This window comes from Marinoscillum furvescens DSM 4134 (assembly GCF_003386095.1).
GTDB lineage: Bacteria > Bacteroidota > Bacteroidia > Cytophagales > Cyclobacteriaceae > Marinoscillum > Marinoscillum furvescens.
Genome location: NZ_QREG01000010.1, coordinates 107465 through 125747 on the forward strand (window position 1 = coordinate 107465; position 18283 = coordinate 125747).

General features: G+C 45.2%; 11 protein-coding genes. 8 read left to right on the forward strand and 3 right to left on the reverse strand.

Going from position 1 to position 18283, the window contains the following annotated elements:
• The first annotated feature begins 9 nt into the window (after positions 1 to 9).
• From C7460_RS11970 to C7460_RS11990, 5 genes are all read left to right on the forward strand, one after another.
• Positions 10 to 1506, forward strand: a complete 1497-nt coding sequence (locus tag C7460_RS11970) for a RagB/SusD family nutrient uptake outer membrane protein (protein WP_115868342.1) — start codon at positions 10 to 12, stop codon at positions 1504 to 1506.
• Between the two features lie 47 nt (positions 1507 to 1553).
• Complete coding sequence (locus C7460_RS11975) at positions 1554 to 2564, forward strand: glycoside hydrolase family 130 protein (RefSeq protein ID WP_221409507.1); 1011 nt, start codon at positions 1554 to 1556, stop codon at positions 2562 to 2564.
• Between the two features lie 29 nt (positions 2565 to 2593).
• Positions 2594 to 3832, forward strand: a complete 1239-nt coding sequence (locus tag C7460_RS11980; RefSeq protein ID WP_115868343.1) for an MFS transporter — start codon at positions 2594 to 2596, stop codon at positions 3830 to 3832.
• 104 nt (positions 3833 to 3936) lie between these two features.
• Positions 3937 to 5367 (forward strand): T9SS type A sorting domain-containing protein, encoded by a 1431-nt coding sequence (locus tag C7460_RS11985; protein ID WP_115868344.1) that lies wholly within the window; start codon positions 3937 to 3939, stop codon positions 5365 to 5367.
• An 85-nt stretch (positions 5368 to 5452) separates the two neighbouring features.
• Positions 5453 to 6574, forward strand: a complete 1122-nt coding sequence (locus tag C7460_RS11990) for a glycoside hydrolase family 71/99 protein (protein WP_115868345.1) — start codon at positions 5453 to 5455, stop codon at positions 6572 to 6574.
• Between the two features lie 253 nt (positions 6575 to 6827).
• Here the strand turns inward: C7460_RS11990 and fucP are convergent, their stop codons facing one another.
• Genes fucP through C7460_RS12010 form a run of 3 tightly spaced genes read right to left on the reverse strand, consistent with a single transcriptional unit; the run spans position 6828 to position 13537 of the window.
• Positions 6828 to 8201: an L-fucose:H+ symporter permease gene (fucP, locus tag C7460_RS12000; RefSeq protein WP_115868347.1), complete on the reverse strand. Its 1374-nt coding sequence runs from the start codon at positions 8199 to 8201 to the stop codon at positions 6828 to 6830.
• Between the two features lie 29 nt (positions 8202 to 8230).
• Complete coding sequence (locus C7460_RS12005) at positions 8231 to 9583, reverse strand: DUF1552 domain-containing protein (protein WP_115868348.1); 1353 nt, start codon at positions 9581 to 9583, stop codon at positions 8231 to 8233.
• Positions 9584 to 9595: 12 nt separating this feature from the next.
• Positions 9596 to 13537: a DUF1592 domain-containing protein gene (locus C7460_RS12010; RefSeq protein ID WP_115868349.1), complete on the reverse strand. Its 3942-nt coding sequence runs from the start codon at positions 13535 to 13537 to the stop codon at positions 9596 to 9598.
• Between the two features lie 570 nt (positions 13538 to 14107).
• Here C7460_RS12010 and C7460_RS12015 point away from each other — a divergent pair.
• The 3 genes from C7460_RS12015 (at position 14108) to C7460_RS12025 (ending at position 18131) form a co-directional block, all read left to right on the forward strand.
• Positions 14108 to 15316, forward strand: a complete 1209-nt coding sequence (locus C7460_RS12015; protein ID WP_115868350.1) for a 6-bladed beta-propeller — start codon at positions 14108 to 14110, stop codon at positions 15314 to 15316.
• A 55-nt stretch (positions 15317 to 15371) separates the two neighbouring features.
• Entirely contained in the window at positions 15372 to 16577 is a 1206-nt protein-coding gene (locus C7460_RS12020; RefSeq protein WP_115868351.1) for a 6-bladed beta-propeller, read from the forward strand.
• Between the two features lie 219 nt (positions 16578 to 16796).
• Positions 16797 to 18131 carry a 6-bladed beta-propeller gene (locus C7460_RS12025; protein WP_115868352.1) on the forward strand — a complete coding sequence of 445 codons (1335 nt, stop codon included), beginning with the start codon at positions 16797 to 16799 and terminating at the stop codon, positions 18129 to 18131.
• Positions 18132 to 18283 lie beyond the last annotated feature (152 nt).

The window sequence follows — 18283 nt, forward strand, 5'->3', positions numbered from 1 at the left end:
TAGAGAGCAATGAAAAAGAATCAATCAAATACTATAATCGTCGCTTTGTTAGCCATGCTATTGGCAGCAGCGTGTGTAGAGCTGGACGAAAATCCCTACGGCAGACTAAATAACCCGGAAACGGCCTTTCAGGAATTAGCTAATCTGGATGCCTTAAGCATAGCCATGTATGCAGCCCTAAGGGGCGATGGAAGCTGGGCGGAGGGCTTTGCTACAGCCCAACATATGACTACCATGTTTGGCGCGGATGACCTCACCACCATTGCTGGGGGCAACAAAGAACCTTATCGTGAGTTTGACTCCTTCAGCAAGTCTGCAAGTAATATCTGGATGTCCAACTTGTACAAAGGATGCTACCGTGCAATTTTGAATGCCAATGCATTGATCGAATATGCGCAATACACACAAGCTGACCCTGATGACATAGACAACCTGATAGGTCAGGCGTATTTCATAAGAGGGTTGAGCTACTTTTATTTAGTGAGAAGCTGGGGCGAGGTACCACTCTACACCACACCTGGGGCACACATAGACATAGGACTATCTCCTGTAGACGACATTTACAATCAGGTGGTTGATGACTTCCTTCGAGCGGAAGAGTTATTGCCAGATAATCAAGCAGAGGTAGGTAGGCCTACCAGCGGTGCAGCAAAGGCTTTTTTGGCGAAAGCCTATTTGACCAGGGCTGGATGGCCAGTGAAAGATCAGGCCAGCTACGCATTGGCAGCTTCCAAAGCTAAAGAGGTGATTGATGGAAAGTCCAGGTGGGCATATGATTTGCTGGCCGATTTTGGTTCGCTGTGGCTAAGGGCTAATGACAACAGCACAGAGTCGGTGTTTGCGCTCCAGTACGACAGAAATACCGGTGACGGAGCCCACGCCAATCACCTCATGGGTACGGCTTCCATGCCGAAGGAAGAAAATGGCTGGGAGGATTTTTTCTGCGAATTGACATTTTTTAATGAGTTTCCGGCAGGCCCACGAAAAGATGCTACGTTCCGAACGCAGTTTTATACACAAGAAGGAGATACAGTCCCTTATCAGGAATCAGCAGCCGGACATCCATATTATGCAAAGTTCAGAGATGGCGCTGTAGATGAGCAGACTCCATGGGTCAATGCTTACCATACAGCAGGAGCCTATATGCTCATGCGCTATGCAGACGTATTGCTCATTTATGCTGAAGCTCAGGCCCAGGCTCACGGTGCGGATGCCACGGCTTATGCAGCTATCAATGAAGTGAGAAACCGCGCAGGACTGGATGATCTGACTGAAGGCCTTGCCAGGGAGGGGTTTGTAGATGCAGTGATCGCAGAAAGAGGCTGGGAATTTGCAGGAGAAGGCAAACGCTGGTACGATTTACTGAGGACAGAAAAAGTTCAGGAAGTGGTAAATAAGCGAGACCCGAGTGAGCAAGTGCCCATAATCGGAAATGTAACATTGGATAATTTGTATGCGCCTATCCCGGAGGCGGAAGTGCTCAAAAATCCCAAACTAGCTAAGTAGTAATTAACGCATAACACATATAAACTAGAATATTTAATCAATTCAGAATGCCACTGACAATAGAAAAGTACGCCCAAAACCCAATAATTTTTCCGAATGGTAAAGACTTTAGAAAGGTAGTAACCTTCAACCCTGGAGCCATTTATGACAATGGTAAATTCTTGCTTTATGACCGTGCAGCGTGTACCCTGAGTCCTTTTCGTACTGCTATTGGTATGTTTGAAAGTGAAGATGGAAAGAATTTTAAGCCTGTGGGAGACCAACCTGTCTTTACTTCAGAGATGTTGGGATATCCTGAAGGTAGTGTTCAAGACGCGAGGGTCGTAAAAATAGATGAGGTTTTTTATATGAACTACGCTTTCCAACCCTATGGATTTGATTGCTTTCCTACGGGTGAAGGGGTGCCATTTTATGACACATCAAAATATCAAAACTGGGAAAAATGCCCTTATCCAATGATTACGCGTTCTGGGATTGCTACATCTTTAGATGGAGTGAATTGGGAACACCTTTGTTTTACTTCTCCGGAAGATATAGATGATCGAGATCATGCCCTGTTTCCAGAAAAGATAGATGGGAAATTTTGCTTACTTCGTAGACCGATGGATTTTGTTGGGGAGGAATACGGTACAGACAGACCCGGCATGTGGATCACCTTTTCTGAAGATCTTTTTGACTGGTCACAACCGAAGCTACTGGCTACAGCACAAGAACCCTGGGAAGGTGAAAAGATCGGAGCAGCTTGCAACCCGATAAAGACGTCTCGAGGATGGCTTGTGCTCTATCATGGTGTAGATAGCGAGATCGTGTATCGGGTAGGAGCCCTTATGTTGGATTCAAATGACCCAACTAAAGTAGTGGCGAGAAGTAAAGATCCGATAATGGAACCAACTGAGTACTATGAAAAATGTGGATTGGTAATTCCAAATGTCGTTTTTCCAACCAGTATTGTGGAAAAAGATGGGGTAGGTTATATCTACTATGGCTGTTGTGACACGAGCATCGGTTTGGCTACAGTAGCTATTGACGATCTGGTAAATAGCCTATTCAATGATTAATGCTTGAATCAATAACCGATTAACGAACGATGATAGGTCACTTAAAAAAAGAGTTTGAGTATTTCAAATCAATGCCGCGAGATATGCGCGTGCTATTGATTACCAACATGATTTACGCACTGGTGCTGCCCATTATTGAAATTTTCGTCAGTGCTTACATCATGAGGAGCCTAAATAGCCCGAGGGCTGTGATGATCTATCAGATCACCGTATTTACAGGAATTCCTATCACGTTCGTGTTAAACGGCTACCTACTCCGCAGGTTTAGTGTCAAGGGACTCTATAGCCTTGGGATGTTGCTCAGCGGAGTGTCCATTTCGGCCATGATGTATTTGCCAGAGCTGAACATCATTCAGGTTGCATTGTCAGGCTTGCTGATGGGGATTTCTTATGGCTTCTTCTGGTCCAATCGTGACTTCCTGGCCATAGAAACCACAGTAGATGAAAACAGGAACTACTATTATGGTCTGGAAACTTTTTTCTATACCATCACAGGAATTGCTGTGCCAGCTGGAATAGGTTTGGTCTTTGTGCTTACTTCTCGGTTTGGACTGCTGGAAGGTGATGCAGTAGCCGTTTACCGACTGATTACTGTGGGTGTCTTCGCTCTGACGGTACTTTCAAGTATTGTGGTGCATCGAGGAAATTTCAAGAACCCAAAGGTCGATAGGATTCTTCATTTTAGGTTTTCCATGCTATGGAAAAAGCTATTGGTCTTGTCTTCGTTGAAGGGGCTTGCACAAGGCTATCTCGTCACCGTTCCGGCCATATTGGTCATGCAAATGGTAGGAGATGAAGGGGCGCTATCATCCGTGCAAAGTATCAGCGGATTACTCACGGCGCTACTGTTGTATGTGCTAGGGCGTGTTACTGGGCCAGAACATAGAATTTATGTGTTTTCGCTAGGGTATGTCATCTTTTTTGTCGGAGCAGTAGTGCACAGTGTACTCTTTTCAGCTATCGGTGTGATCATCTTCATCATGTGCAAAGTGCTGTACCAGCCACTCCATGATATGGCGTACTTTCCCATCCAGATGAAAGTCATCAACTATTTGTGTGACAAGGATGGTCGTGGTGAATTTTCTTACATCGTCAATCATGAATTCGGCTTATATATTGGACGGTTTACAGGCCTTGCGCTTTTCATTGGCCTGGATGCCTTTATATCGGAAGTGTTTGCCATACGGTTCTCCCTCGTATTTATAGGGCTGTTTCAAATGCTATCCATACTGCTTGCCAGGCACATTATTAAAGAAACCAGTAGCTAGATGTGTCATGACAGATATCTGAAACAATCGAAGCTTCCGTGATGCACATACTTCATCATGTGGCTATACCATAAAATCTATTTATCACTAAATTCCTAAAACTTATGAGATCAAGAGTTCAATTTATTATTCTCTATAGCTTATTATTTTCTTTCTCAACCTTTGCTCAGGATGCAACTGCATCACGAGAAGTAAATAATAAAGTTTTCATGCATTACATGGCCTGGTACGGCGCAGGTGAAGATGGAAACCACTGGAAAGACGGTACTGCCCAAGAGCCAATTATTGGTTTTTATAACTCACAATCATGGTCTACACACCTTTACCACATCTTAATTTCTTCTGCGCTGGGCGTAGACGGCATGGTGGTAAACGTACGTACTGACTATGACGAAGCTAGTTTGAAAATGTTATTTCCATCACTTCAGCGAATAGTGGATGTAGATGCAGACTTCAATTATCAGATTGCAGTTAGCTATGACGACCAGGACATGACCATTGAGTCTGTAAAAGAGGAATTGGCGGTGCTCAGAGATGACATAATTGGTACTACAGATCATTATCTACATGCCGGTGATGATCCCGTAATATTCATATGGAACTATGACGGCTTCCTTTCGTCAGAAGATTATCGTGAGGCTGTGTCAGCTACATTTCCTACGAAGAATGCGGTACTGTTGAGAAATGAAATTGATTTTAACACGACCAAAGAAGCAATAGACTCTTATTATCCGTGGGTTCAGGGTTTTGATGATGAGGGTACCAACTGGGGTGAAGGATACTTGGATTGGTACTACCGTACCTTGCAAATACGGGAAGATATTGCCTTTTCAACAGGGGGTGTTTGGGCTGGATTTGATGATAGAGCGGCAAGCTGGGGGCAAAATAGATGGATTGATCGAAAAGATGGTGAAACGCTACAGCAGACATGGGATTTGATCCATAAGTATCAGGAGGAGAGTGCAATCAAATGGGTGATTCTAGAAACATGGAATGACTGGAACGAAGGAACGGAGCTCGAGCCCAGTAAGGAACATGGTTTTGCTTATGCTACCAAATCAGCTGAAAATATAGCAGCATTTAAGGATACCACTTACGTCGTGAATGACAGCTTGTTTTCAGCAGCTACCAAACTCTATTTTGCTGCGGAAATGATAGAAACAGGTGAGCGAGACTCAGCTACGTTCTATGGTTTTTTACAAGATGCTATAGGTAGTTTTATCGATAGGGATGCTAAAGGAGCACTTACTTCTTTGGACCAGATAATAAACCCGGTAGTTGCTTTGGCAAGCAGCCAGGAGTTGGTAGTTCCTGAAATTTACCCAAATCCGTCATTTGGACTGGTCAATATACCTTTACCAAACGAAAAGGCAGAAGTAACAATACATGATTTTGCTGGAAAGAAAGTGTATACACAAGTGGTAGATCCTGCTCAGAAAGCTATTCAATGGAATGCGTCTGGTGCTCAGGGACTTTATCTCATTGAGATTACCACCCAAACGCAAAAATCTGTACAAAGATTAATCGTACAATAAAGCTTTTATGATTAGAAAATATGGATTTTGGTTCGTTTTACTGACGATTTTGATTCTCTCTTGTGAGCCAAAATCAAATTCATCAATGACCGTGCCTAACACACCCAAGACTGTCATTCATTACATGGGGTGGTACAGCGATACACATGAAGGGGTAGACTCCATGAGGCACTGGAAACACGGTACCGCCAACCGTCCATTGCTAGGGCACTACAATTCGCACAATAAGTCGGTGATATTGTGTCACATGATGTGGAGCTGGGCAGCAGGTATTGATGCTGTGGTGGTGAATGTGAAGGATGAGTATGATCGGCAAACCCTGCTCAAGGTGCAAGAGGTTATTGCAGAATTAAGGTTGATTTCTGGAGGTCTTTTTGACCTCCAGTCAGCCATTAGTTTTGATGATCAGGGATTCGATTTGGAACCTCCTCTTGACACTGCTTTGCGGAAGATTACGCAGTTCAAAATGGTGAACTATAAAAACAACGATGCCTACCTTACTTATGAGGGCAAACCGGTCATATTTTCGTTTGATTATCCACATAAGTTTTTAACAGCCGAGACCTTGCGTGCTAGCCTCGATCAGGTTTTTGGTGATCGTGGTGCCTTGCTTGTTTGGAATACCTTCGGCGAAGGTGAAAACACCCAGGATTATGTTGATGCGTTTTATCCGTGGGTTCAGCCAGGTGGGCCATGGGAAGCATCCGGGCTCAATTGGGGCGCGGACTACCTCGATTATTTCTACCAGGAGGTGGATCGCTTTGATATTTCAACGCATCGATTCGTTGGAGGTGGAGTATGGCCAGGGTTTGACGATCGCAATAATGTTTCCTGGGGAGGAAATCGACTCATTGCCCGTCAGGGTGGAGGAGTTTATGATTCTACCTGGCAGTATATTTCGAATTACTCCGGGACATTACCCATGGCATATGTAATGGTGGAAACCTGGAACGATTGGAATGAAGGAACAGAAGTAGAACCAAGCGTAGAGCATGGATATCAGTATATTCTGCAGACTGAGAAAAATATCCTTAGACTGGTGGGAAAAGGATTTGTGCCTGATACCAGTAAGTACGAGCTGGCTAAAAAGCTAAGCGAAGTATCACAAACGCTTTCAAACCCGAAAGATTCATTAACAATGGTACATCTGTTAAATCAATATTTCAAGGAGGAGTTTGAAGTTGTCAGAGATCAATTGGAGCAATGATCAACACCTTATTAAAACAACCAACAGTAGTCTTTATGAATGCTTGTCGGACGGTATTATTACTTCTTAAGGTAAATGAAACTAAGGCAGGATTTATCAAAATGATGAATCCAGGGCGACCCAAGGGGTCGCCCATTATTATGTTTTTCAGGTATTGCATCACACAAAAACACCTCCTTCCTTTCTCAGGTTGGAGGTGTTTTTTTGATTGAAAGAAAAGGCTACTGAGGTGAGTCAGTAACCAGGGGGTATTTTAAGCTTCTACCAGTTCCTTACTCACAACTGGCTCGTTGATTTCTTCAGGTGACGCTTTCTTTTTTGATCTCGCTGTGAAGCCGTAATAGCCTACCACCAGCATGCAGATCATCGGTAGGATAAATGAAAAGTTGATTTCGGGAATATAGCCGAGGATACTCAGGTCATCGAATCCATCACCACCCCAGTCGAGCATGGCGCCCTGCACCACCGGCATGAGCGCACCTCCTACGATGGCCATCACCAGGCCGGCCGAAGCGATTTTGGCTTCATCGCCCATGTCCTTGAGGGCAATGCCGTAGATCGTAGGAAACATGATGGACATAAACACTGAAATGCCTACCAGTGAGATGAGCCCCGCAATACCAGGAAGCAATATGGCTCCTGCGCTACAAATGGCACCGCCCAGTCCAAAAAGCATGAGAATACGAGCCGGTGAAGACCTGCGCATAAGCACCGTACCTATCCACCGCCCGGAAAGGAACAGCACCATGGCTGCCACATTGAAATTGGTGGCCGTCAGATTGGAGCCCGTATTTGCGTTGAGGTTGTCTACATATTGAAATACATACGTCCAGCACATGATCTGTGAGCCTACACATGCTGCCTGGGCCAGTACCCCTAGTTTGTAGTTTTTGTTGGCAAAGAGTTTTTTGAAGGCATCCGGTAGACTAATTTTTTGCTCCTCTGGAGTTTTAGGGATTTTGGTAAACAATACAATGGCCATGATCACCAGCACCAGCATGCCTAACGTGATATAAGGAATACTAATAATCCCAAGGTCGTTTTCGCGTACTGCGGCCAGCTCTGTAGCAGTAAGTGCCTGATAAGCCTCAGCCGTATAGTCGTCGGAGCGCAGCAGCTGCAGCACAAACACCTGAGCGATGATCATCCCGGTGAGCGACCCGATGGGGTTAAACGCCTGCGCCAGGTTAAGGCGGCGGGTGGCCGTTTCTTTGTCGCCGAGGGCTAGTATGAGCGGATTGGCTGTCGTTTCCAAAAAGGCCAGGCCGCAGGTAAGCACCCATAGCGAAATCAGGAAGAAGTTGTATTCTTCATACCTGGCTGCCGGATAAAACATAAACGCACCAATAGCATACAGCAGCAAACCCAGGACAATGCCCGACTTATAGCTGTATTTGCGGATAAAAAGCGATGCTGGCAGCGCCATGAAGAAGTAACCGAAGTAGAAAGCAAACTGCACCAGCGATGCCTGCACGTTGGAGAGTTCGGGCATCACCTTTTTAAATGCCGACACCATCGGGTTGGTGAGGTCATTGGCTATGCCCCAGAGGGCAAACAGCGAGGTGATGATGATAAATGGGAAGAGCAGCTCCTTGCTGACTACTGGTTTTTTACGTGATTGACTCATTTAGCTATAGATGAATTGTTGTTGATAGGTTATGAAGGAAAAATCGCTGGTAGTGGGCCTGTGCTGTCGGCAAAACTGGTGGTAGGCAGCCCTACGGTGTTGAGCATGCTCACAAACAGGTTGGACAGGTACACATGATCTGGATCAAATGTGGTGTAGCTACCATGCTTGAGGCCCATGTTTTTTCCCCCTGCCAGCACTAGCGGGCAATTGTTGGCATTATGTGTAGAGCTGCACGCACTGCCGTACAGCACAATGGTATTGTCTAGCAACGAGCCATGTTCATCCTGGGTGTTTTTCATTTGCTCCAGGAAGTAGGCAAACTGTCTCGTTAACCACTGGTCATATTGTCCCCAGCGTTCAGAGTGGCCGGTGGTTTTGTCATGCGAAATGCTGTGGTGTCCGCTCAGGTTCAGGGCCAGTTTTGGGAAGTTGTCCCCCAGTCCCATGCCGTCTTCGCGAGCCATCATAAAGGTCATCACCCGTGTGAGGTCTAGCTGAAAGCCCAGCACCATCAGGTCTATGGTAGACCGCAGGTAGGCTTCCGGATCCACACTAGCATCGGGATTTAAGTTAAGCTTAGACGCATCAAATTCTTTCAGTGGTACATCCAGCCACTTTTCATTGCGTATGACCTGCTCTTCCACGCGGTTGAGAGACGTCATGTACTCGTCGAGCTTTGACCGGTCATTGTAGCCTAGCTTGTTTTTGAGGCTCTTGCTGTCTTCCAGTACCAGGTCTACAATCTTCTTGCCTTTTTGCAGGCTTTTTCGGCGCTCAGCCGTTGTGCCCCCGCCATTTGGCGAAAAGTAGCGCTCAAAGATCTCTCGCTGGCGATGCTCCGAAGGAATGGCCACACCACGCGAGTCATAGGACAGGGTGGAGGCTCGGGACTTATAGCCTACACCACCATCGGTAGACAGGCTCAAAAACGGTATTCGCGTGTATTTGCTAAGATGACGTGCCGCTACCTGATCCACGGATATGTTGTTGAGGTAGGCGCTGCCTCGCAGGTCACCGGCCGTGAGCCAGGTATCTCCTGCGATATGCCCTAGTACCTGACGGCTGAGTGGATGGCTCAGTCCACCAAGTATGGAAAAATCGTCACGAAATGGTTCCAGAGGTTTTAGGGACTTATTGAGCGTATAATCTCGTCCTTCTGTGTGCGGAAACCAGTTCCAATCTCTTGCAGCAGGGTTGTCATCTCCCACGATGCTTACCCCATTCGGGAAATACAAAAAGCACAGGCGTTTAGGCGCCTGGCCAGTGGCAAACCGTGAGAGCTTGTCCATACCCATACTTTCCAGGTAGGGCAGCATACATACTGCTCCCATGCCTTTCAGAAATGTTCGTCGATCGAGGTGCCAGGATTTTCTTTTCATGGTTTCGTTGTTTTAGTTCACTTGATGGGTAAATGATTCGCTGAGTACAATGGCTTCTATGGCGCTATGGATTTTGTAGTCACCTCCTTTGAGCTGCGCTACGATTGCTTCCAGGGCTTCATCGTCGGCAAAGCCCACTTCGCGTCCGAGCGCATAGGTGTATAGATGCTCCACAAAGGCATGTGCAAACTGGTCTCTTTTATAGTTGCGGATGTAGTCCTTTATCCCCTGTACGCCTTCTATCTTGGTGCCATCCGGCAAAATAGATACGGCATCTATGGGCTTATCTTTTGCAGTTTGCTGGTACCTGCCCACCGCATCGTAGTTTTCAAAAACCACTCCATACGGGTCAATTTTTAGGTGACAGCTCACACACGAAGGCTTGTTTCGGTGCAGCTCCAGCTGTTCTTTGAGTGTCAGGTGTTCAAAGCCCGGCGTTTCAGGGTCAAGTTCGGGTACATTGGGTGGTGGCGGTGGTGGCGGGTCACCCAATATTTTCTCTTTGAGCCATACAGCACGCTTGATGGGGTGTGCCTGCACTCCATCAGAATGCCCTGTGAGGAAAGCTCCCTGCGATAGCAGTCCGCCTCTATTGGCCGCAGGGGGTATGGCTACTGGCCGAAAATGACTGCCTACCACACCATCAATTCCATAAAACTCTGCCAGGTTTTGGTTGAGCATGGCAAAGTCCGAGTCGATGATATTGAGTACGCTTAGGTTTTCCTGCAATAGGCGATGGAGGAAATAATACGTCTCCTTTTCCATGTCTTCTTTCACAAAATGCGTAAAATCCGGGTAGTACTTCACGCTGGTGTTCATGGTTTTTAGCCGATCGATGCGTAACCAGTCGTAGGCAAAGGCTTCCACCATCCGCATGACGCGCGGGTCTTGTGTCATCCGCTGGATTTGGGCCGGCAATTGATCTTTTAGCAGGCCTAGCCTTGCCAGGTCTAGTAGCTCCTGATCTGGAGGTGCATTCCAGAGGAAATACGAGAGCTTGGAGGCCAGCACGTATTGATCCTCATTGCCGTAGGCTTTAGCGGGTGTGTCTTCCAGGATGTAGAGAAAGCTAGGTGAGCAGAGCACGGCCACCAGTACTTCTTTCACACTTTGCTCGTAGGAGGTGTAGTCGTCTTTGATTTCTTTCCAAAACTCCAGGTAGCGATTGAGCTCGTCCATGCTCACAGGTCTTCGGAAGCCCTTTTCCATAAAGGCCAGCAGTACCTCAGCCGTATAGATTTCAGGGTTGTCCTGATTTGGCGACTCGAAAAAGATGGTGGTATGGCTTTCTGGTGGCCACTGAGGATGATAGGGAGCTTCCAGCTCCACAGATCGGATGAGCAGAGGAGGGCCCGTTTCGGTCTTGCTTGTGACAAAGTAGTTGTTCCAAAGTCCCACGTTCATGGTGTTGGACAAGGGGTTGTTGTCGTTGATGTCAAAGTCCGGAATAGGCAGGTTTTCCAACTGTCCGCTAAATTCAAAGGTCTGGTATTCGCCCAGTGGCGAAGTGACTGCTACCACTTCTCCAAAATTACTGTAGTCCATGCCATCGTCTGTTCTACTACCGGCATACACCCGGATGGCTGGAGTTTCTCCGGCATATTTTTCCGTATTGGTAGCAGCTTCCTCAAAGAGGGAGCGTGAGATGGGGTGGTCATCGGCCAGAGGAGTGACCAGCAGGCTTTTGAAGCCCACAAAAAACTTCCCTCCGATGTTGAGGTCGTAGGTGCCCGGCTTAAGGTATGCCAGCGTAATGGGCGTAATGAGGCTGTCAGAGGTGGCATGCACAGGCTCAAACCTGAGGCGCTCCTGTAGCCGGCGAAATTTACCAATCCGCAGACGAAAAGAGGGCATGTTCTCCTGCGAGACGTAAGGGTGAACCATATCGATCTGGTAGATCCCTGCTTTGCTGACCTTCAGTACACCTTTGGCGCTGGCTTCAGCATCCGTTTCTTTAGGGATCAGCTTGCCATCGGCGCGGAGCTCCAGATTTTTTAGCTGACCAAAGGCGGTGGCAGGCAATTCGATCTGATCGGCGGTAGGTGCTGCCGGAGCTTCCTCTCTGAGTGCATAGATGCCCTCTTTTAGCGGAAGCGTGGTGCCCTTGGAGGCTTCCACCCGAAAGACAAAGCTTCCACTTTGCGGGTAGTTATTTTTGATCAGCACCTTCATGTTGGGAGAGGGGCCTTGCCAGGAGCGTGGGGGTTGTTCTTTGTGCGGGATGGCCGAATAGAGGATCAGTCCCTGGTCGGTGATGCCGTAGCGGTCACTGGAGGACCCACGCATTCCTACCCCTATAAGTTCTTTTACCTGACGTAGCGAGTCTCGCTCCTCCTCGGTGGTACCTATAATTTCCTGACCATTAGCATCCAGGATGTCGATGCGAAAATGGTCTCCACTGATGGCTGCTGTTTGGTAGCCTTTAAACTCCGCAGCAGGCAGGCCCTGGCCGATACCTTCACCAAAAGTGATCTTATACCGTATGGGCTGAGGCTTTGGGCCGGACACGATAGCCTTATCCAGCGCTTCCCGCGCAATTTTTTGGTAATACTCGATGTGGAGTTGTGATACCTGAAGTGCTTCGGCATTGTTGGTAAAACCTGATTTAGACTTGGCATCATCGGGCAGTACGTCTCCGAAGTTGATTGGCAGTTTTAGTAGCTCATTGAGGGTGTTGGTGTATTGCACCTTAGTGAGCCTGCGTGCTTTGACCTGCTGCTTGCCTTTATGAGCTTTGGCGGCCTCTTTGAGGGAAGCAGTGATCCAGGACGACACCAGCTCCAGCTCTTCCGCTGAAAGCTGAGGCTTTTTCTTTGGAGGCATGTTGCCTGCATTGATCTCATCTAGTGCGGCATGCCACCTTTGGGCATCTGCACCATTGATGAAGTCAGCGTCCAACACATCTAGACGCACGCCACCCTTTTGCCGGTCGGGCCCGTGGCATCCATAGCAGTATTGCTCAAAGATGGGCTGAATGTTTTGTAGGTAATAGGGAGGTGCTTTCGGTTCCTCTCGTGGCGCCGGGGGCGGAGAGGTATTTAGACTGGCTAGCTTTACCTGTGCTTGGGTATTTTTGGGCGGTGCTGCTGCTTTGAGCGATTCGTCAATCCAGCTGGTAAGCAGCTGATAGTCCTGATCAGAGAGGGGGGCTTTTTCCTCTGGAGGCATGTTTCGCTCGGTTACCTCGTACAGAATATCGTCCCACAGGTCCTGAGCCTTAGCTGTGGCCCAAAAACCCGTGATTGTGTCTAGTCTCAGGTCTCCTTTTTGCTTGTTGGCGTTGTGACACTCAAAGCACCGCTGCTCCAACACCGGGTAAATGTGCTCCAGAAATTGTACGGCTTCTTCAGTAGGGGCCGATACCTGCTGAGCTACGGTAGATGTGGTAGCCGGTTTGGAAGCAGCTACTGGCATGCCCACTAGTTTTTTCAATGCCACGGGCATGTCTTTGGTGAGGTAGTTGGGGCCATGGGTGAGCGAGCCTCCAAAATGTCCTGCTGCACTGAGTGTAGCTACGTTGACTAAGAGGGTGAACTGGTAGATTCGCACGAATGTGCCTCCCCGCTGATGTGCCCACTGGCGCAAAACCAACAGCCATATGCACAGCAATGCCGTGCTCCAGCCGAGCCATTGGTGGAAGGTGAGGAGCTCCTCACGGTAGCCACCTCCAGCAGCGAGAAAAAAACCAAACAGCACGGCAGGCAAGAGACTGGCAGCAGAAAACCATAGCAAGACTTTGGCGGCATTGTCGAGGGCCAGTTTGGGAGCCAGCAGATTGACTACCTCCAGGGTAAACAAGGCCAGCAGCGCCCCGATGGGCAGGTGGAGTACCAGTGGATGGAAGTTGCCTAGAAATGCAGCTATTGGAGAGGTCTGCCAATCGCCGAGAGGAATGGCAATGAGTGCCAATAAAACCAATGTATAACTAACAGCTACAGAAAAAGTGGTTTTCATACAGGAATCATCAATTTTGGGTTGGGAACCAATCTTACCATCGCAGGATGATTGTTATATCACAATGGTAGCGAAAAAACGTAAGTTATACTGTTAATGGTGGCTCAGTAGCTATAAATTATGATTCAAAACGGGGGTAAATCCAAATAATAGACTGAAAACTGATGAAAATGTACATAGGTCTTATCAACTAGCTACTCCTCGGTGTACATGCCGAAGAAAGAATGAATAGGCTATGCCTGGGGCTGGTAGAAAGAAATTTCTGTCAAACACCGCAATGTGCCATGACTTATCCATTCTGGATCATGGTTTAGCGTCAATCGTTGTGTTTTGAGCGTTATTTGGTTTTACCTGGCACTTATCACATTATGAAACATGAACCAGTCTTATGTAACATCTGCCTTTTTTAATTACCTCATTTTCACCTTAATGGAGCGATGGTGTCAGGACTGGTTAAACAAAACGATTGATGATGTATAATATTAGATGAGGTTAATGTGATGGAGTGTAGTTTTAATTACTGTCGGCAGTGCTAAAAAAGAAACATCAAATCTTCTGCAAGATCAGCAAATGACCTATCTGAAAAACGTCAAAATGGGCTTCCTACTCTTGTGTCTGGGTTGCTCGCAATACACATCCTCAGAAACTCAAAATGAGGTTGATGAAAGCACTGAAATTGTAAATATTGATTTAGTGACAAATAAAATAATTTCGCTTGACAGCATTCTTGAACCTAATTCAATCGAGTTCATCGCTTTAGAAACAACTGATGAGTCGTTGATTGGGGGAGTAGATAAGATCTTCTTTGCAGACTCTTCTTACATTATTTATGACGGACAGTTAGAGCGCATTCTCAAATTTAAAAATTCCGGGTCTTATGAAAGGAAGATAGGGCGATTAGGCAAAGGGATTATGGAGTATACACAAATAAGGTCGCTCTTCTACAATCAATGGTCTAATACAATGGATTTGATGGATGTTAGTAGGAAACTTATTCAATATGACGTTGCGTCCGGTGAAGCATTAGAAGAAAGCAGGCTGGTTTTTGACAATTTTAGTCTTGATGCCATTTACCCAGCTGGGAAGGAATTGAGTTTTCTATATAACAATTTTAGGTTTGATATGAATGCTCCAGAAGATACCCTCTACAGGTTGTTTTTCTTAAATAAGAACAAGGTTGAGTACATGAGCTTTCCTTATCCTTACATTAAAGACCGAACTGTTTTTCCTACCAGTTCAATGTTTAACTTTTATACCTATCAGAACAAAGTCCATTTCTTTGAACCGTTTAATTCAGTTGTCTACCTATTAACAGAAAATGGTCCAACGCCAAAATATAATATTCAATATGAATTCAGTAAAAGTAGTTACGAAAGTAGGCTTGAGAATTTACTGACCGAATCACTACACCAAAATCGTACTTCCTTAAATAAGGTAATGGAAACAGATAAATACCTCTTCCTGGAGTTTTCAGAGATCATAAAAGGACAAAAAAGGGGATTTAGAAGATTTTCACTTTATGACAAGCATAACCGTAAATGTATTGCTAATTCTATCTATTCATTTTTCATAGAAGAATTAGCATTGGAGGTTTTTCTTCATCAACTCAGTGATAATTCATTTATAGCGGTTGTTCCAGCCGGTATTATAATCAAATATCAAAAAGCATACAAAGAGGTACTGACAGATAACGAGATTACACCAATGAAACAGAAGGTTCTGAATTTAACGGTAAATGAATTTGACAATCCTATCCTATTGTTAATGAAAATACGGTAATAGCCATGGCTCTGACCTACTGCCTTTCACCTGTTAGTAATAGAATATAAGAACTATGTACTCTTCAAGACTCATGATTTGTTGGGCTATCACATTAGCTTGTAGTCAATGCAATCCGATTAACGATGGGGGTAAAATAGAAGATGTAAGGAGGGTAGATATTAACGTAACCGAATCAGGAAAGGATATTTCTCTGACAAAGCTGATTGAAGACTTCTACTATGTCCCATTACAAGGCCTAAACTACACTTCCGTAGTTGGAAAAGTCATAGTGCGAAACCACAAGATTTATGTTGAGGATGAGAACCGAGGTTTGGTGACAGTGTATGACCTTAAAGGAAAGGAACTTTTCAGGGTTGATAACCATGGTGATGGGCCGGGAGAGTTTAATGGCATACAAGCCTTCACTGTTGACACCAAAACAGATGAATTGCTGATATACGACAGGCGTTACAATTTAGTGAAATACACTGCTAATGGGGAGTACGTTGGGAGTTTTAAATTCAAATTTGCCTTGGTGGATATGGCTTTTTTCAACGGTGGCAGAATGATGGTATTTGACGGGTATTCGAGCAGGGGTCACAAGGAGACTTACTATGCAATTAACGAAATAGAAATAGGAGTTGAAGGAATACGATCAAGTTGGATGCCTTACTCCGAAAGAGAACAAAAATCTACCTATTTGGCCAGGTCGTATTTTTCAAGTGATGGCTCTGATGCCATTTTATTTACAGATCAATTTAGCGCGTCTGTTTATGAATTTTCCATTCCTTCTAAAGATGAACCAGTTGGTATTAGTACTATTTACGGCCTGGATTTTGGTAAAGAATCATTACCTAAAGATCAGATTATTAGCCCTTCAAAAGATCCAGTCAGTCTCAATAAATATTACTTTCTCTCAGGTTGCTCCTACAAAACAGATCAATCTATCTACTTCGAAATAGGAAAAGGGACTAATCGGTATCGGCTATGGAAGGGACTCAAACCAGGTGTGCCAGATATGTTTAAATCAACTTTCTTGCTGGATAATTTATTCTTTAACTGGACGACTGGCAAAATTGTGGGTGCATATGAAGGCTATTTTGTAATGGTGAACGATGGTGTTTCGATCTATGAATCCATTCAATTTTACAGAGACTACTTAAATAAATACTTCCCAGAAAAGGTGGGAGGTTTCGAGGATTTACTTTCACAACAAGGCCTTGATGAAATTGATATGAACAGTGAACCCGTATTGACATTTTTCAAGTTTAAAGAGTGAGCTGATTAACGCTCTTTGCTTTCCAATTAGGTCTCGTTGAGCAAAACTACTGATTCGTAAAGTCTCGTTAGAGTTGCATAAACACAAGAGCCCCCTTATTAATGCATCCTGGCTAAACATAGAAACTACTTCCTCAAATACCGTAATGTGCCATACCTTATCCATTCTGGATCATGGTTTAGCGTCAATTGTTGTGTTTTGAGCGTTATTTGGTAAGCAATGACAACTATAAAACATGTGATGTCGAATAGCGGCTTGTACAGGTTGGTGAAACATCACAAAGCTATAATACAAGAAAAGGTGACGCTTTATTCACGTGGTAAGGGCTTAGGTATTGTGTATGTTTTAATGACATTGGTGATATGTTCCTGTCAATTACCAGCTGCTGAAAAGCCTGCTATTGCTGGCGACAAGGACGTAGCACTCATTACTGTAGATGTAGATAGCCTTCCTACGGAAAATACCGTACGGTATTCATCACTGTTTGAAGATGTTGAGTTCATTCAGCTTGAAACAAGTGAAATGAGCCAGTTGGGGAAAATTTCCCAGATCGAAGTGGTTAATGATACTTTTTTCATTTTGGACGATGCTTACGCCAGGTCCGTTTTACTTTTTGCATCGAATGGGAAATTTCTGAGAAAGGTCGGAAAAGTAGGAAGAGGAAAAGGGGAGTACTTAAAGCCCTCTTCATTTACAGTAGATGTCCAAACCCATACCGTACTTATTGTCGATCGTATGCTATCCAAAATTGTCAGGTATAATTACCGAGGTGAGTACATCGAAGAAATTGTGCCGAGAAAATGCGATATGGTACTGTCAGTAGGGGTAGAGCACAGTAACCTCTACGTTCACAATGTACCGAACCACCCTAATCAGTCTGGCAATGCCCTGGTGATGCACATTGATGATCGTGGACGTCCTGATCAATCTTATTTGACAGATGTATCCGTGTTTTCCAAACTTGGATTGGACTCGTCATCCCCGTTTTTTAACTATCAAAATGGGTTGCGATGCTACACCGAGTTCTCCAATTATGTTTATTCATTAGAAGATAAGCGCATGACCAAATACGTTCATCTCAAATCTGCCACCGTACCTAAGCGGACGATCCTGGGCGAAACGTTAAAACATACTTATGACCCTACAGACCCATCTACGGGCTTCCGGTCTATTCCAGGTGTATGGGGTATTCATAATTACCTTGAAAATGACGAATGGATTTACTTCAAATACTTATCCAAAGGGAATGACCATAGTGTCTTTTATGCCAAGTCAGCAAATGATCCAATCGTTACGAATCGCCTAATCGATGACATGACAGGTGGTTATTCAGCAGGAAAGTTTCTGTCTATAAGCGAAAAGGGAATGGTTTCATACCTGTTTGGAAGGAGGATTAATTCCAGTCGGTTTAGTGTTGACCCCTTTTTTGAGAAAGTCAATGATGGCTCCATTCGATTAAATAAGGAGAACAGGAAGATACTTGATCACTATACCCATCAAAACAATCCGGTATTGATGGTATACAATTTTAAGGTGAAAGATGAAAAAAACTAAAGGCGGATGGAAATTACTCCCAAACACCGTAATGTGCCATACCTTATCCATTCTGGATCATGGTTTAACCCAAAAAGTCATGTTTTAAGCGTTATTTGTTACGTACGCAGGTTCACCATATCTGTAATGAAAAACTAAAGTCTGCTGACAAA